The organism is Yoonia sp., from assembly GCF_046292185.1.
GTDB lineage: Bacteria > Pseudomonadota > Alphaproteobacteria > Rhodobacterales > Rhodobacteraceae > Yoonia.
Genome location: NZ_JBKBQY010000007.1, coordinates 16,372 through 32,477 on the forward strand (window position 1 = coordinate 16,372; position 16,106 = coordinate 32,477).

18 protein-coding genes are annotated in these 16,106 nt (G+C 61.6%); 11 read left to right on the forward strand and 7 right to left on the reverse strand.

Annotated elements, in window-relative coordinates; all coding sequences use genetic code 11:
• Positions 1 to 58: 58 nt before the first annotated feature.
• On the reverse strand, positions 59 to 769 hold the full coding sequence (phnF, locus tag ACK4TM_RS02560; protein ID WP_409696252.1) for a phosphonate metabolism transcriptional regulator PhnF: 711 nt from the start codon (positions 767 to 769) through the stop codon (positions 59 to 61).
• Between the two features lie 93 nt (positions 770 to 862).
• Between phnF and phnG the strand changes: the two genes are divergently transcribed.
• The 7 genes from phnG to phnN are packed head-to-tail and all read left to right on the forward strand — an operon-like array spanning position 863 to position 5,782.
• The gene (gene phnG / locus ACK4TM_RS02565) at positions 863 to 1,318 is read left to right on the forward strand and encodes a phosphonate C-P lyase system protein PhnG (protein WP_409696255.1); all 456 of its coding nucleotides are present in this window, start codon (positions 863 to 865) and stop codon (positions 1,316 to 1,318) included.
• Positions 1,318 to 1,878 carry a phosphonate C-P lyase system protein PhnH gene (gene phnH / locus ACK4TM_RS02570; protein ID WP_409696258.1) on the forward strand — a complete coding sequence of 187 codons (561 nt, stop codon included), beginning with the start codon at positions 1,318 to 1,320 and terminating at the stop codon, positions 1,876 to 1,878. Before phnG ends, phnH begins: the two co-directional genes overlap by 1 nt.
• Entirely contained in the window at positions 1,878 to 2,963 is a 1,086-nt protein-coding gene (locus ACK4TM_RS02575; RefSeq protein ID WP_409696261.1) for a carbon-phosphorus lyase complex subunit PhnI, read from the forward strand. Before phnH ends, ACK4TM_RS02575 begins: the two co-directional genes overlap by 1 nt.
• The gene (locus ACK4TM_RS02580) at positions 2,960 to 3,790 is read left to right on the forward strand and encodes an alpha-D-ribose 1-methylphosphonate 5-phosphate C-P-lyase PhnJ (RefSeq protein ID WP_409696264.1); all 831 of its coding nucleotides are present in this window, start codon (positions 2,960 to 2,962) and stop codon (positions 3,788 to 3,790) included. The genes ACK4TM_RS02575 and ACK4TM_RS02580 overlap by 4 nt, the downstream gene beginning before the upstream one ends.
• Complete coding sequence (gene phnK / locus ACK4TM_RS02585) at positions 3,787 to 4,557, forward strand: phosphonate C-P lyase system protein PhnK (RefSeq protein ID WP_409696267.1); 771 nt, start codon at positions 3,787 to 3,789, stop codon at positions 4,555 to 4,557. Before ACK4TM_RS02580 ends, phnK begins: the two co-directional genes overlap by 4 nt.
• A gap of 2 nt (positions 4,558 to 4,559) precedes the next feature.
• Positions 4,560 to 5,243: a phosphonate C-P lyase system protein PhnL gene (gene phnL, locus ACK4TM_RS02590; protein ID WP_409696270.1), complete on the forward strand. Its 684-nt coding sequence runs from the start codon at positions 4,560 to 4,562 to the stop codon at positions 5,241 to 5,243.
• Positions 5,240 to 5,782, forward strand: coding sequence for a phosphonate metabolism protein/1,5-bisphosphokinase (PRPP-forming) PhnN (phnN, locus tag ACK4TM_RS02595; protein WP_409696273.1), 543 nt, complete (start codon positions 5,240 to 5,242; stop codon positions 5,780 to 5,782). Before phnL ends, phnN begins: the two co-directional genes overlap by 4 nt.
• Here the strand turns inward: phnN and ACK4TM_RS02600 are convergent.
• Positions 5,764 to 6,438 (reverse strand): DUF1045 domain-containing protein, encoded by a 675-nt coding sequence (locus tag ACK4TM_RS02600; protein WP_409696276.1) that lies wholly within the window; start codon positions 6,436 to 6,438, stop codon positions 5,764 to 5,766. The genes phnN and ACK4TM_RS02600 overlap by 19 nt on opposite strands.
• Before the next feature lie 35 nt (positions 6,439 to 6,473).
• Here ACK4TM_RS02600 and ACK4TM_RS02605 point away from each other — a divergent pair, with 35 nt between their 5' ends.
• From ACK4TM_RS02605 to arsJ, 4 genes are all read left to right on the forward strand, one after another.
• Complete coding sequence (locus tag ACK4TM_RS02605) at positions 6,474 to 7,619, forward strand: alpha-D-ribose 1-methylphosphonate 5-triphosphate diphosphatase (RefSeq protein ID WP_409696279.1); 1,146 nt, start codon at positions 6,474 to 6,476, stop codon at positions 7,617 to 7,619.
• Between the two features lie 70 nt (positions 7,620 to 7,689).
• Positions 7,690 to 8,520, forward strand: coding sequence for a helix-turn-helix domain-containing protein (locus tag ACK4TM_RS02610; protein WP_409696282.1), 831 nt, complete (start codon positions 7,690 to 7,692; stop codon positions 8,518 to 8,520).
• Positions 8,520 to 9,518 (forward strand): ArsJ-associated glyceraldehyde-3-phosphate dehydrogenase, encoded by a 999-nt coding sequence (locus ACK4TM_RS02615; protein WP_409696285.1) that lies wholly within the window; start codon positions 8,520 to 8,522, stop codon positions 9,516 to 9,518. The genes ACK4TM_RS02610 and ACK4TM_RS02615 overlap by 1 nt, the downstream gene beginning before the upstream one ends.
• Positions 9,515 to 10,783, forward strand: coding sequence for an organoarsenical effux MFS transporter ArsJ (gene arsJ / locus ACK4TM_RS02620; protein ID WP_409696288.1), 1,269 nt, complete (start codon positions 9,515 to 9,517; stop codon positions 10,781 to 10,783). Before ACK4TM_RS02615 ends, arsJ begins: the two co-directional genes overlap by 4 nt.
• On the opposite strand, the gene nikR is transcribed toward arsJ, so the two are convergent.
• The 5 genes from nikR to ACK4TM_RS02645 form a co-directional block, all read right to left on the reverse strand.
• Positions 10,767 to 11,231 (reverse strand): nickel-responsive transcriptional regulator NikR, encoded by a 465-nt coding sequence (gene nikR, locus ACK4TM_RS02625; RefSeq protein ID WP_409696291.1) that lies wholly within the window; start codon positions 11,229 to 11,231, stop codon positions 10,767 to 10,769. The genes arsJ and nikR overlap by 17 nt on opposite strands.
• Positions 11,232 to 11,297: 66 nt before the next feature.
• Entirely contained in the window at positions 11,298 to 12,416 is a 1,119-nt protein-coding gene (locus ACK4TM_RS02630) for an iron-containing alcohol dehydrogenase (RefSeq protein ID WP_409696294.1), read from the reverse strand.
• Positions 12,416 to 13,903 (reverse strand): glycerol kinase GlpK, encoded by a 1,488-nt coding sequence (gene glpK, locus ACK4TM_RS02635; protein ID WP_409696381.1) that lies wholly within the window; start codon positions 13,901 to 13,903, stop codon positions 12,416 to 12,418. Before glpK ends, ACK4TM_RS02630 begins: the two co-directional genes overlap by 1 nt.
• A gap of 111 nt (positions 13,904 to 14,014) precedes the next feature.
• Positions 14,015 to 15,727, reverse strand: coding sequence for an ABC transporter substrate-binding protein (locus ACK4TM_RS02640; RefSeq protein ID WP_409696297.1), 1,713 nt, complete (start codon positions 15,725 to 15,727; stop codon positions 14,015 to 14,017).
• A gap of 91 nt (positions 15,728 to 15,818) precedes the next feature.
• Entirely contained in the window at positions 15,819 to 16,091 is a 273-nt protein-coding gene (locus tag ACK4TM_RS02645) for a DUF2160 domain-containing protein (RefSeq protein WP_409696384.1), read from the reverse strand.
• Between the last annotated feature and the right edge of the window lie 15 nt (positions 16,092 to 16,106).

Genomic DNA, 16,106 nt, shown 5'->3' on the forward strand with positions numbered 1-16,106 from the left:
GCTCGATCTGCTAGGTTTTTGTCATGATAATCTGATTGTGTGTCACAGGTATGACGTTTCAGTCGTCCTGCAACGTCAGGGTGACCTTATCGCCTGCAAACCATGTCAGCCCTGCCTCGACAGGAGTGCCATCCGCATCGACATTGATGCTGCTGGTGCGCAGGATCGGCGCGCCTTCGTCGATCTGCAGATGCAGCGCCTGTGTAACGCTTGCCAGCTTTGCCGTGATCCGCGTGCTGGCGCGGGTATAATCGGCCACGCCACTGGCGCGCAGGGCCGCCGTGACCGATGGATCGGCGCGCAGATGATCGGGCAGGTCCGGAAACCGCGCCGCCGGAAAGACCGATCGAAACAACGCGATCACCTGACCGTCCGCCAGCGACAGACCTTCGTAAACGTGAACGGGCGCGTCATCGATCTGCAATGCGCTGCGTTCGGCACTGCTGGCCGCGCGCGTGTCCAGCGCAAGCAGGCGTTTGGCCGGGCTGCGCCCTGCGGCACGCAGGTTCTGATGGAACCGGACACGCGGCCCGATGGGGTAATCCGTGGGCGTCGCCGTCACAAACACACCTGCACCACGCCGGGGCCGCACCAAACCTTGCGTCGATAGCGCGGCCAGTGCCTGACGCACCGTGTGGCGGTTCACGCCAAAGCGCGCGGCAAGGGCTGCTTCGGTCGGCAGTTTGTCACCGGGTCGGTGCAGATGTTCGGCGATTTCGTCGCGCAGAACATCGCTGATGGCTTTCCAGATCGGGGTGCGCGGGGTCATGTCACTCAAATTTCACAATTGCGGGGATTGGCAGGGCGGCAGGACCGCTCTATGATTTGTCTAGTTGTATAGAAAAGCGCGACAGGTGTCTAGATGCAGATGACGGATGAAACTCAAGCGGATCGCAAGGACTGGCTTGGCCTGCTGGCCAAAGCCCCTGCCAGCGATCTGGCGGCATTGTGGCGCGCGCTGGACCTGACGCCCGTGCACAGCGTCCTGCGCGCGCCAGAAATTGGTGCGGTCATGGTACGCGGACGGGCAGGCGCGGTGGGTGCGGCGTTCAATCTGGGTGAAATGTCGGTGACCCGCGCGAGCGTGCAACTGGCGGATGGCGTGGTCGGGCATGGCTATGTGCAGGGTCGGGCCAAGGACCATGCGCTGCAGGCGGCCCTTGTCGATGCGCTGATGCAGACGGACGCCGCAGAGCAGGTGCAAGCCGCCGTGCTGAGCCCCCTGCGCGACGCGATGATCCGCCGCAAAGACGCACGCGCCGCTAAGGCCGCCGCCACGAAGGTGGATTTTTTCACGATGGTGCGGGGAGAAGATTGATGGACACGCAACTGCTTGGTGGCGGTTTTGCCGCACCGCCCGTGGATGCCGCGATCGGCTTTCGCGCGATGATGACGGCCATGGCGCAGCCCGGCACGATCCACCGTGTTGCGGGCGCTGCGCCGCCCGCGCCGGTGTCCATCGCTGCCGGTGTCGCGCTGCTGACGCTGTGTGATCCCGAAACGCCGTTGTTTCTGGGGCGCAGTTGCGACAGCCTGGGTCTGCGCGACTGGATCACCTTTCACTGCGGCGCGCCATTGGTGGCTGCGGAGAAGGCGCAATTCGCGCTGGGGGCTTGGGACGATCTGCCCTTGGCTGACTTTGTGCCCGGCACGGCGGAATATCCTGACCGTTCGGCCACGTTGATCGTGGAATTGCCGGACCTGACGAATGCTGGCCCCGTTCTGCGCGGACCGGGGATCAAGGATCAGGCGCAATTGTCCTTGCCCGACATCGCCGCGTTTCAGCGGAACAATGCGCTGTTTCCGCTGGGGCTGGATTTCATCTTTACCTGTGGCAACCGTCTGGCTGGCCTGCCGCGCAGCACGAGGATCACCTGATGTATGTTGCCGTCAAAGGGGGCGAACGCGCCATCGACAATGCCCATGGCTGGCTGGCCGAGGAAAGGCGCGGTGATCTATCGGTCCCGGAACTGGGTGTCGCACAAATCCGCGAACAACTGGCGCTTGCCGTCAACCGCGTGATGGCCGAAGGTTCGCTTTATGACCCTGACCTTGCCGCACTGGCGATCAAACAATCGCGCGGTGACCTGATCGAGGCTATCTTTCTGATCCGCGCCTATCGCACCACCTTGCCGCGTTTCGGTGGGTCGCTGCCGGTGGATACCGCCAATATGGCTTGTGACCGCCGCGTGTCCGCCACGTTCAAAGACGCGCCAGGCGGGCAGGTGCTGGGGCCGACTTTTGACTATACGCACCGCTTGCTGGATTTCAAACTCGCCGCCGATGGCGACGTGCCGCCCGCAACCGAGGCTGCGGCCTTACAAGGTCAGACCCCCCATATCATGGGCTTCCTGGACCGCGAAAACCTGATCCAGCCAGAACCTGCGGGCGATGACGCGCCCTCTGACCTGACCCGCGAACCGCTTGAAATGCCCGCGAGCCGTGCCCTGCGATTGCAGGCACTGACCCGCGCGGATGAAGGGTTCACCCTCGGGATGGCCTATTCCACCCAGCGCGGCTATGCCCGCAACCACGCCTTCGTCGCGGAATTGCGGATCGGAACGGTGGCCGTTGAAATGGATATCCCCGAACTGGGGTTCAGCATCGAGATCGGCGAAATCACCCTGACCGAATGCGAAACTGTGAACCAGTTTCAGGGGTCGAAAACCCAACCGCCGCAATTCACCCGCGGTTACGGGCTGGTGTTCGGCATGACCGAACGCAAGGCGATTTCCATGGCCTTGGTGGACCGCGCCCTGCGCTGGAAAGAACTGGGCGAGGATGACATGGGTGCCCCCGCGCAATGCGAAGAATTCGTGCTGTATCATTGTGACAACATTCAGGCGACCGGTTTCCTCGAACATATCAAATTGCCACATTATGTGGATTTCCAGTCTGAACTGGAGCTGATCCGCAAACTCCGCCGTGATGCCCAGTCGATGATGCAGGAGGCCGCAGAATGAGCGACTATAATTTCGCCTATCTGGATGAACAGACCAAACGCATGATCCGCCGCGCGATCCTGAAGGGCCTCGCCATTCCCGGCTATCAGGTGCCTTTCGCCAGCCGCGAAATGCCGATGCCTTATGGCTGGGGCACCGGCGGTGTGCAGGTATCGGCCGCCGTGCTTGTGCCGGATGACACGCTGAAAGTGATCGATCAGGGGGCCGATGACACGACGAATGCCGTGTCGATCCGCCGGTTTTTCCAGCGTACCGCAGGCGTCGCCGTGACCGAGAAAACGGCTGAGGCCAGCGTGATCCAGACCCGCCACCGCATTCCCGAACAGGCGCTGCGCGAGGATCAGATCATCGTCTATCAGGTGCCGATCCCGGAACCCTTGCGCTTTCTTGAACCCTCAGAGGTGGAAACCCGCAAGATGCATGCACTGGAGGATTACGGGCTGATGCATGTGAAACTTTACGAGGATATCAGCCAGCACGGCGATATCGCCACCGCCTATGCCTATCCGGTTAAGGTCGAAGGACGCTATGTCATGGACCCGTCACCCATTCCGAAATTCGACAATCCGAAACTTGAAATGGCCGCGATACAGCTATTCGGCGCGGGACGCGAACAGCGGATCTATGCGCTGCCGCCCTATACAAAGGTCGTCAGTCTGGATTTTGAGGATTACCCGTTTCAGCCCAGCAAGGCCGACCATGCCTGCGCCATCTGCGGATCGACCACCAGCTATCTGGACGAGTTAATCACCGATGACGCGGGCGGGCGGATGTTCATCTGTTCCGATACCGATTACTGCGCAACCCGCGTGGAGGATGCCGCATGACCCCCCTGTTACAGGTTGAAAACCTTGTGAAATTCTACGGCGCGCGGATCGGCTGCGCGCAGGTCAGCTTCGATCTTTTCCCCGGCGAGGTGATGGGCATCGTCGGCGAAAGCGGGTCAGGCAAATCCACCTTGCTGAACTGTCTGGCAGGGCATCTGAAACCGGACAGGGGTGCCGTGCGGTTCGACACCCGCAGCGACGGATTGCGCGACACTGTCACCATGTCCGAACCCGAACGCCGGATGCTGGGGCGCACCGACTGGGCCTTTGTCCATCAACATGCCCGCGATGGTTTGCGGATGAATGTCAGCGCCGGTGGCAATGTCGGCGAAAGGCTGATGGCGGTGAATGCGCGCCATTACGGTGATATCCGCGCCCAGGCGATTGACTGGCTGGGACGGGTTGAAATCACCCCCGACCGGATCGATGACCGCCCCACCGCTTTTTCTGGCGGCATGCAGCAACGGTTGCAGATCGCGCGCAATCTGGTCACTGGGCCGCGTCTGGTGTTCATGGATGAACCGACCGGCGGCCTCGATGTCTCGGTGCAGGCGCGGTTGCTGGACCTGTTGCGCGGGCTGGTGCGTGATATGGGGTTGAGCGCGATCATCGTCACCCATGATCTGGCCGTCGTGCGCCTGCTTGCCGACCGGCTGATGGTGATGAAAGATGGTCATGTCGTGGAAACCGGGCTGACCGATCAGGTGCTGGACGATCCGCAGCATGGCTATACCCAGCTTCTTGTATCCTCTGTCTTGCAGGTGTGAAAATGATCTCTATTGAGAATGTCGCGAAGAATTTTGTTCTGCATAATCAGGGCGGCACCACGATCCCGGTGATGGCCGGGGCCAGCCTGCATGTGGCCAAGGGCGAATGCGTGGCGCTGGTCGGTGCCTCGGGCGCGGGCAAATCCACGCTGATGCGGATGATCTATGGCAATTACCTGACCGCCTCTGGCCGGATCATGGTCGGTGACGTCGATGTCGCACAAGCCGCCCCGCGCGAGGTGATTGCTTTGCGCCGCCGCACTTTGGGTTATGTCAGTCAATTCCTGCGCGTCGTGCCACGGGTGCCGACGCTGGATGTGGTCGCCGAACCTTTGCTGCTGACGGGGACTGGGCAGCAACAGGCCCGCGCACAGGCGGCGGAACTGTTGGCGCGGCTGAACATCCCCGAGCGGCTCTGGGGTCTCAGCCCCACGACCTTTTCAGGCGGCGAACAGCAGCGGGTGAATATCGCGCGCGGCTTTGCCTTTCCCTATCCGGCGTTGTTGCTGGATGAACCGACCGCCAGCCTTGATCCCACGAACCGCGCCGTGGTGCTGGGCATGGTGCAAGAGGCCAAGGCGCGCGGTGCCGCGATCATCGGGATTTTCCACGACCATGCGGCGCGCGATGAAATCTGCGACCGGCAGGTCGATGTCACCCGCTTTACCCCGGGACTGGCGGCATGAGGGGCCGGTTTATCGCCATTGTTGGCCCCTCCGGTGTCGGCAAGGATTCGGTGATGGAGGCGCTTGCCGCCCGCGATCCGCGTCTGGCGCTGGTGCGCCGGGTGATCACACGGCCCGGCGATGCGGGGGGGGAGGATTTTGAGGGGGTCACCGCCGATGAATTCCATGCCCGCGCGGCCAAGGGCGACTTTGCCCTGACATGGCCTGCGCATGGCTTGCACTACGCCATTCCCGCGACGGTGGCCGATGATCTGGCAACGGGGCGTGACATGCTGGCCAATCTGTCGCGTGCGGCCTTGCCCGCAGCCAAGGCGCAGTTCGATCCGTTCTTTACCATTCAACTGACCGCCGCCCGTGATGTCCTGGCAGAGCGTCTTGCCGCGCGTGGGCGAGAATCCAAGGATGATATCGCGCGCAGGCTAGACCGTGCGGAATACGCGCTGCCAGAGGGTATCGCAGCCGTGACTATCGACAATTCCGGCGATCTGGATGCGACCGTGCAGGGCATCCTGTCCCTGCTTTACCCGGTCAGGGCATAGCGGTGGATCTGGTGAAACATCCCCCCCGCGTCCTGCCCCATCAGTGTGATGCCGTCGATGACCCAAGGATCAGCGATGATCGGATCCACCATGGGCTGCAATGCAGTAACGACCTGTGCGCCTTCAGCCTCGGGCAGAGACCCACTCAGCGTCAGGTGGAAATGGAAGTCATCGAAAATGTAAGGATAGCCCCAGTCCAGCATCTGCTGGTCTTGCCTTACCGTCAGGGGCGCACGTCTGCGCCGCGCGATATCGGCTTCGGTCAAAGGTGCGCGGTGATCGTCAAGTTCTGTGACAATCGCGCCCGCAAGATCGCGCAGGGCAGGCGGATCGCCCGCAGGACGCAACGCGACAAAGCCGTGGTGATGCGCCAGGTGCAGCTTGCCGATATCCACCGGCCCATGGCGCTGCGCGAAATCCGCGACGGCCTGTTGCAGCTTTGCGGGTCCAGACTCCGCAGACAGCCGGAACGGTGCCTTCAACGTGCCGTGCAACCCGTATTTGCGCGGGGTCGCCGTGACTGCCGCCACATCGACGCCCGGCACGTCTGGATGCAGCACTGCGCGCCCCGTGGCGCTGTCCCAACCCAGCCATTCCGCGCCGAAATCGGCCAGCGCGCCTTTCGGCGTGTAGAATATTGCAAATCTTTCGAACATAGATCCACCTTTAGCCAAAGCATCGTGACACTGCCATGACAGACCAGATAATTCTTGCCAACGCCCGCCTGATCCTTGGCGATGAGGTGATCACCGGATCACTGCAGATCAAGGATGGGCTGATTGCCGATATCGGCACCGGTGCTGGCGTGCCGAAGGCTGCAATTGATCTTGATGGTACTTATCTGGCACCGGGACTGGTGGAATTGCATACCGATAACCTCGAACGGCATCTGACACCCCGGCCCAAGGTGGACTGGCCCTATCGCGCCGCGATCATGGCGCATGACCGCGAACTGGCGGGCTGCGGGATCACCACCGTGTTTGATGCGATCCGCGTGGGGTCGATCACATCGGGGGGCGGCAAGCGTTATGGCAAATATGCGCGCCAGATGGCGGATGAGATTCTGGCCATGCGCGGGGCGGGTGCGCTGCGCATCAGCCATCACCTGCACCTGCGCGCCGAGATTTGTTCTGAAACCCTGACCGAAGAGCTGGATGAATTCACCAGTACGGACCGGATCGGCATTGTCTCGATGATGGATCATACGCCGGGGCAGCGGCAGTTTTCCGATGTCGCGAAATTCGAGGCTTATGTGCGCGGCAAGCATAACCTGTCCGAGACGGATTTCGCGGGCTATGTGGACTTTCTGTATGGCCTGCAGACGCGTTTCGGCACAAAGCACGAGGCGGCGACAGTCGCTGCGGCAAACAGGCTGGGCGCAGTGCTGGCCAGCCATGATGATACGACCGCCGCACAGGTTGCGACCAGCCACGCCCATGGTGTCAGGCTTGCGGAATTTCCCACCACGCTTGAGGCCGCCGATGCCTGTCACGCCAGCGGTATCGCGGTGATCATGGGTGCGCCGAACCTGATCCGCGGCGGGTCGCATTCGGGGAATGTGGCGGCGCTGGATCTGGCGCACACGGACAGGCTGGATATCATGTCGTCGGATTACGTGCCTGCAGCGCTGCTGCTGGCGGCGGTGCGGCTGGGGTTGATCTGGGATGATCTGCCGCGCGGCATCGCCACGGTGACATCCGCCCCGGCACAGGCGGCAGGGCTGACCGACCGGGGGCGCATCGCCATCGGCCAGCGCGCTGATCTGGTAGCCTTTGACATGATGGATGATGTCGCGATGGTGCAGCAGACGTATGCCGCAGGATCGCGGGTGTTCTGACCAATATGAAGTTTTTGTAAAGCGCGGAAAAATCGGTTGCCCGAATCTTTATTTCGGATATTCACGAAATATGGAAACTGATATCACCACACGTCTGACCACCCTTGGCCATCCGCAACGGCTGGCCGTGTTCCGGCTGCTGATGCGGCGCTATCCCGACCGTGTGCCCGCAGGCGAAATGTCTGCGGCGCTGGGGATCAAGCCATCGACCCTGTCGGCTTATCTTTCGGCGCTGACCCAGGCGGGGTTGGTCACCCAACACCGCGTTGCCACATCCCTGCAATATAGCATCGCTATGGATGCCGTGAACGCCACCGTTCAGGACCTCTACAATGATTGCTGTCGGGGCAGGCCCGACCTTTGCGCACCCGCGCCCCTTGGACATAATCCCATGACCCAGACCACCTATAACGTGCTGTTCATCTGCACCGGCAATTCCGCCCGGTCGATCTTTGCTGAATCAATCCTGCGCAAAGAGGCGGGGGATCGCTTTATCGCCTATTCCGCAGGCACCATGCCCCGGTCGGACCTGAACCCTTTCGCGCTCGAAGTTTTGCGCCAGAAAGGTCATGACATATCGGTGCTGGAATCCAAGAACGTCAGCGCCTTTACCGGCCCTGATGCGCCCGCCTTTGATTTTGTTTTCACCGTCTGCGATCAGGCCGCGAATGAGGAATGCCCCGCCTGGTCCGGCCAGCCGGTCAGCGCGCATTGGGGCATGCCGGACCCGGTCAAGGCGACGGGGACAGATGCCGAAAAAAGCCTCGCGTTTCAGCGAGCCTATGGTGCGCTGCATAACCGGATCAAGCTGTTCACGGCCTTGCCACTGGCCACATTGGACCGGATGTCGCTGCAAAAAGCCGTGGATGATATTGGCCGCAACAAAGAGGAAACGCGTTGATGACGACCTACGCGATCAACGGCCTTGGCCGGATTGGCAAACTGGCGCTGAAACCGCTGCTGGAAAAAGGCGCAAAGATTGCGTGGATCAACGATTCCGTCGGTGATCCGGCGATGCATGCGCATCTGCTGGAATTCGATACGGTGCACGGGCGCTGGGATGCTGATTTCGCCTATGACGCTGACAGCGTGACGATCAATGGCACGCGGTTGCCCTTTATCGGCACCAAAAACATCGACGCCCTGCCGCTGGACGGCGTTGATGTGGTGATTGATTGCACAGGTGTGTTCAAGACCGAAAGCAAGATCGCCCCCTATTTCGCCGCCGGGGTGAAAAAGGTCGTCGTCTCTGCCCCGGTCAAGGACGGGCCGACCGCCAATATCGTCTATGGCGTGAATAATGATGCCTATGACCCGGCAACACATCAGATCATCACCGCCGCCTCCTGCACCACCAATTGCCTTGCCCCGGTGGTCAAGGTCATTCTGGAAGGGATCGGGATCAGGCATGGCTCCATCACCACGATCCACAATGTCACCAATACCCAGACCATCGTGGACCGCCCGGCCAAGGATCTGCGCCGCGCGCGATCCGCGCTGAATTCGCTGATCCCGACGACCACCGGCAGCGCCACGGCGATCACGCTGATCTACCCGGAACTGACAGGCAAGCTGAACGGCCATGCGGTGCGGGTGCCCTTGCTGAACGGGTCACTGACCGATTGCGTGTTCGAGGTTGCGCGCGAAACCACGGCGGAAGAGGTCAACGCCCTGCTGAAAGCCGCCGCCGAAGGGCCGTTGAAAGGCATCATGGGCTATGAGGAACGCCCGCTGGTCTCTGCCGATTACACCAATGACACGCGGTCGGGGATTGTCGATGCGCCCTCGACCATGGTGGTGAATGGCACGCAGGTGAAACTCTATGTCTGGTACGACAATGAAATGGGCTATGCCCATCGGCTGGTCGATGTCGCGCTGATGGTCGGGGCGTCGCTGTGACCGCCGCTGCCAGACCTGAGGGGTTGAGCGCCTATATCGCCGTCACCGCGTCCTATTGGGCCTTCATGTTGACCGATGGCGCGTTGCGGATGCTGGTGCTGCTGCATTTCCATACGTTGGGGTTTTCCCCGGTGCAGTTGGCCTATCTGTTCGTGCTGTACGAAATCGCCGGGATCGTCACCAACCTGTCCGCCGGGTGGATCGCGGCGCGGTTCGGCCTGACCTTTACCCTATACGCCGGTCTGGGGTTGCAGGTCGTGGCGCTGTTGGCGCTGGCGCAGCTTGATCCGGCCTGGGCCATTGGGGCCTCGGTCGTGTTTGTGATGCTGGTCCAAGGGGCCAGCGGCGTGGCCAAGGATCTGGCCAAGATGGCGTCGAAATCCGCCGTCAAACTGCTGGCGCCGGACGGGCAGGCGGGCCTGTTCCGCTGGGTCGCCCTGCTGACCGGGTCCAAGAACGCGGTCAAAGGGCTGGGCTTTCTGTTGGGTGCGGCCTTGCTGGCCACCATCGGTTTTGTCGGGGCTGTGCTGGCGATGGCAGCAGCACTGGCGGTGATCCTGATCGCGGTGCTGGTGTTCATGCCTGCGGGCCTGCCAAAGGGCCGCAAGGGCGCGAAATTTTCGGAAGTCATTTCGAAATCCCATAACGTCAACTGGCTGAGTGCTGCGCGGGTGTTCCTGTTCGGTGCGCGCGATATCTGGTTCGTCGTCGGCATCCCGATTTATTTCTATGCGGTACTGTCCGATGGTACAGTCGCCGGCAACCGCAATGCGTTCTTCATGATCGGCAGTTTCATGGCAGTCTGGATCATTCTTTACGGCGCAGTGCAGGCATCAGCCCCCAAGGTGCTGCACGCCACGACACGGCCTGCGGGTGAATTGATAGGCGCGGCGCGGCAATGGGCATGGGCGCTGGCAGCGGTGCCCGCCGCGCTGACCGCAGCGGCGCTGGCATCGGGCGGGCCGCAGACATGGCTGACGGTGACGCTGGTCATCGGGCTGTTGGTCTTTGGCGCCATCTTTGCGATCAATTCGGCGCTGCATTCCTATCTGATCCTGTCCTTTTCCAAGGCAGAACGGGTCACGATGGATGTGGGGTTCTATTACATGGCCAATGCCGCCGGTCGGTTGCTCGGCACGCTCTTGTCCGGGCTGACCTATCAGGCGGGTGGGCTGGCGCTGATGCTGGGCACGGCTGCGGTGATGGTCGCGGTTTCGGCTTTGGCGGCGGGACGTTTGGACAGCGCTGTCACTGAAACCGGTTGACCACTTTGTCATGCCGGTGCGGCGCGCCATTGCCATGGGCATGGGCCGAATCCTCGACCACCACCGGAACCAGCGCCAGACGGCCGTGGCGCACACCGCGTTCGAGGAAAAGCGCATTGGCGATCGCCTCCACCTCCGCAACCGAGCCCTTCAGCACGGCGACTTCCACCGATGTCGAATGATCGACCGGCACGGAGAGCGCCGCGGCAAAGCGGTCGTGGTTGTCCTGCCGCACCTGCGGGATCTTGCGCGCAAGATCGCGCATATCGGGATCGACAGTATAGCTGACCACACCCAGACAGGCGGCATCGGCGGGCGCGGCAGGGGTAAGCGCACGCGCGACCAGATCGCGGATCGCCTCTGAACGGTTGGTCGCACCTGACGCGTCCATATGCGCATCCACCGCCGCCATAAGGTCGTCATCCAGCGTCATTGTGATCCGTTTCATGGGCGATATCCTCTTGCTGACCGCAGCATCGGGCAAAGCCGGGCGAAGGGCAATGATCTTTGAACGTTACGCCTTTGCAAGAATATCCAGCAAGGCGGCCATATCCAGATCGACAGGATTGGCCTTGTAGGATGAGGCATCCCGCGCATCGCTGGCGATCTGGTCATGCGTGTCTGGCGTGACCCCAAGCTCCTGCAAGCGCGGCAAGCCGTGACCGCGCGCCCATGTCTGGAAATCCGCCAAGCTGCCATATTCATCGCTGATCCGGTCAATCACCCAGGCAATCCGCGCGGTCGTGTCGCCCGCAGCCGCCGCAAGGTTCGCCTGCAACACCGGGACCAGCAGCGCGCCGCAGATTGCGCCATGCGCCGCCCCGGTCTGTCCGCCGATCACACCGGCAAAGCCATGCACCGCGCCCAAGCCCGCATTGGCCAGCGCCAGCCCGCCAAAGACGCTGGTCAGCGCCATATCGTCCCAAGCGCCGGTGTCGTCATGGTCGATCAACCGGTGCAACGCTGCCAATCCGCGCGGGATCGCATCGCGACACAAGGCGTCAGTCATCGGATTGGCGCGGGCGCTGATAAAAGGTTCGATGACCTGCGTCACGGCATCAAGGCCAGAGGTGAGGATGACGCCGCGCGGGCAGGACAGGCACAGATCGGGGTCAATCAGCGCCAGTGTCGGGTAAAGGCGCGGATCGCGCAGGCTGACCTTGCGTGCGGCCTCTGGCACACCGATCACCGCGTTGCGGGTGACTTCTGTGCCGGTGCCAGCGGTTGTCGGGATCGCGATCAGGGGCAGGGGGGCCTTGTCCAGTGGTTGACCTTCGCCCACCACCTCCAGATAGCGCAAGGCACCATGCGGCGCGGGGATCAGCGCGGCGAAGGCTTTGCCATAGTCGATGACGGCACCGCCGCCGATGGCGATGATCAGGTCGGGGGCAAAGGGGCTCGTGGTCGCCAGATGCGCGTTGATCGCGGGCAGGTCAGGTTCGCCCTCGGCGATCAGTTCCATCACCTCGCCGGATTGGCGCAGATCACGCGCCAGATGATCCGCCGCCGCGACAGAGGCAGAGCGCACGAGAAGCACCCGCTGAAACGGTGCGGCAAAGGGTGCAGCCTCGGCCAATACCCCGCGACCAAAACGGATCGTCCCTGCCGTGGCAAAACCGAATGGCGCGATCATCATACGGCCAGCACGGCCTGCACGGCACGCCCCCAGCGGGCATAGCGCCCATCGCGCTGATCCGCGTCCATATTGGCGGTGAACTGGCGGTCAATCGCCCAGCCTTTGGCGAATTCCGCCATATCCGGCCAGACGCCCGCGCGCATCCCCGCCAGCCACGCCGCCCCGAGTGCGGTGGTTTCCAGCACCTGCGGCCGGTCCACCGGCGCGCCGATGATATCGGACAGGAATTGCATCGCGTAATCATTCGCGGCCATGCCGCCATCGACACGCAAGGACGGCTCTGCCGCGTCGCGTTCCCAATCGGCTTGCATCGCCTCCAGCAGATCAAGCGTCTGATAGCCCACAGATTCGAGCGCCGCCCGCGCGAATTCGCCCGGCCCGGAATTGCGGGTCATGCCAAAGATCGCGCCGCGCGCCTCTGGTGCCCAATAGGGCGCGCCCAGACCGACGAAGGCAGGGACAAGGATCAGGTCCTGACTGTCATCTGCGGTTTCGGCCAGCCCTTGGGTTTCGGGGGCGGCGCGGATGATCTTGATCCCGTCGCGCAGCCATTGGACCACGGCACCGGCGATAAAGATCGACCCTTCCAGCGCATAGGTCGGTTTCCCGTCCAGCTGATAGGCGATAGTGGTCAAAAGCTTGTTGTTGGAGGTGACAGGCGTGTCGCCAGTATTCAAAACAACGAAACAACCGGTTCCATAGGTGGATTTGACCATGCCGGGTTCAAAACAGGCCTGCCCGATGGTCGCGGCCTGCTGGTCGCCCGCCACACCAAGGATGGGAATTTCATGACCGAACAGATCGGCCCGCGTCATGCCGAAATCGGCTGCGCAATCCTTGACCTCTGGCAGCATCTCTTGCGGGATATCGAACAGGTCGCAGATTGTCTCGCTCCACCGACCCTTGTGAATGTCGTATAGCATGGTGCGTGCGGCATTGGTCGCGTCGGTGACATGGCTGCGCCCGCCGGTCAGGTTCCAGATCAGCCAGCTATCGACAGTGCCGAAAGCCAGTTCACCCTTGCGCGCCCGATCACGCGCGCCGTCCACGGTGTCGAGGATGTATTTCAGCTTGGTCGCCGAAAAATACGGATCGACGATCAGCCCGGTGCGGGCGGTGATCATCGCCTCTTGCCCGTCATCGCGCAGTTTCGCGCAGAAATCGGCGGTGCGGCGGTCCTGCCAGACGATAGCATTATGAATGGGTTTGCCGGTCTTGCGGTCCCAGACAATCGTGGTTTCGCGCTGATTGGTGATGCCGATGGCGGCGATATCCCTGGCCTTCAACCCGGCCTTTTCGATCGCGGCGCGCGCGGTGGCGGCAGTCGAGGCCCAAAGATCGCTGGGGTCATGTTCGACCCAGCCGGATTTCGGATAATGCTGCGTGAATTCTTCCTGTGCGGTGGCGACAATTTTCATGTCTGGACCAAAGACGATCCCCCGGCTGGATGTCGTGCCTTGATCCAGTGCCAGAATGTAACCCATGATGTCGCTCCTCTGCTGCGGCTTGTAGCCTGTCATGAAACTGGCGAAGCAGCCAGCGGGCCACTTCGCCAGGGATGTGTCAGGGGCGGGCGCGCCGCCCCCGACATGAACCTATTCCGTCCAGCGGCGGATCAGCTCTTCATAGGCGATGGTCTGCGGTTCGCCTTTTTCATCTTCAAGCGCGGGCCAGGGTGCGCCGGGCTGTGACAGCCAGTATTCCGCATCCTGTTCCTCGTTCAGCGCCGGGCCGAATTCGCCCTGTACGCCGGACCGGCCCAGACGTTCCATCACCGCCTCTTGTTCAGCGCAAAGTGCATCCATGGCTTCCTGTGCGGTACGCGCGCCGGATGACGCGTCACCGATGTTCTGCCACCACAGCTGTGCCAGACGGGGATAATCCGGCACGTTGAAACCCGTATCGGTCCACAAGTCACGCTCGGGCGAACGGTAGAATTCCACCAGACCGCCCAGTTGCGGCGCACGTTCGGTGAAACTGTCGTGGTTGACGGTGGATTCGCGGATGAAGGTCAGACCGTAATGCGATTTGGCCACATCCACTGTCTTGGACGCGATGAACTGCGCGTAAAGCCATCCGGCCTGTGCGCGGTCCAGCGGCGTTGATTCCAAGATAGTGGCGGAACCCACATCCTGATAGCCGACCTTCATGCCTTCCTGCCAATAGGCACCATGCGGGCTGGGGGCCATGCGCCATTTTGGCGTGCCATCCTCGTTCATCACCGGCAGGTCAGGGGCGACCATATCGGCGGTGAAAGTGGTGTACCAGAATATCTGCTGGGCGATATTGCCCTGCGACGGCACTGGTCCGGATTCCGAAAAGTTCATGCCATTGGCTTCTGGCGGGGCATAGTTCTGCAGCCAGTCGACATATTTTTCGATGGAATAAACCGCAGCCGGGCTGTTCGTGGCACCGCCACGCGCAACGCAGGACCCAACGGTCTGGAAATTGTCGTTGACGCGCAGACCCCATTCATCGACCGGCACGCCATTGGGCAGGCCAAGGTCGGATGCGCCAGCCATCGATAGCCAGGCATCGGTGAAACGCCAGCCAAGCGACGGATCGCGACGTCCGTAGTCCATGTGACCATAGACGGTCGTTCCATCAATCTCGCGCCCGGTAAAGAAGGCGGCGATATCTTCATAGGCCGACCAGTTCACCGGGACGCCCAATGGATAGCCATATTCCTCTTCAAAGGCGGCCATAATCTCGGGGTCGGTGAACCAATCATGGCGGAACCAATAGAGGTTGGCGAATTGCTGGACGGGCAGCTGGTACAGCTTGCCATCCGGCCCTGTCGCCATGCTGGTCCCCATGAAATCATCCAGATCCAGACCCGGGTTGGTGAAATCGGCACCGTCACCTTCCATGAAATCGGTCAGGTTCCGGGTCTGTTGATAGCGCCAATGCGTCCCGATCAGGTCGGCATCGTTGATATACATGTCAAACACGTTTTCCCCGGTTTGCAGCTGGGTTTGCAGACGTTCGACCACGTCGCCTTCGCTGATCAGCGTATGGGTGACGTTAATGCCGGTGATCGCGCTGAACGCGGGGGCGAGGATGCTGGATTCAAATTCATGCGTCGTGATCGTTTCAGAAACGACATTGATCGACATGCCGCGCAAAGGCTCTGCTGCGTCGATGAACCATTGCACTTCGGCTTCCTGTTCTTCGCGGGTCAGGGCGGACATATCGCCGATATGTTCATCAAGAAACGCGATGGCGGCGTCCATATCGGCAAATGCCGGGATCCCCGTCACCGAGAGCGCGAGTGCCAGCGCTGTGGATGTCTTTAAAATACGGTTCATTATGTAAATCCTCCCATGGATTGAACTGTCGTTGTCGTTTGCAAGACTTGCCGCACCTCCTGCGGCGCACCCTGCGCGTCTTTGCGTCGTGTCATACCCAGCGGAACACCGCTGCGGCGTAGAACGCGCAAATTCCCAATGCCCAATATTGCGGCTGCCCGCTCATCGCGAGCCAGCCTGCGTTGATGAAGGCCGATCCCAGCAGCGTGATGAACAAACGGTCACCGCGTGTGGTTTCGATCGTCAGAATGCCGCGCCGTGGCGTTTCCGGGTATCTGATGCCCAGAATGGTGAAGATCACCAAAAGCGTGGCAATCACGCAGAAAAAGATTGCTGTGGGGCCGGTCCAGGCCATCCATGCCAATGACATTACGGTTCC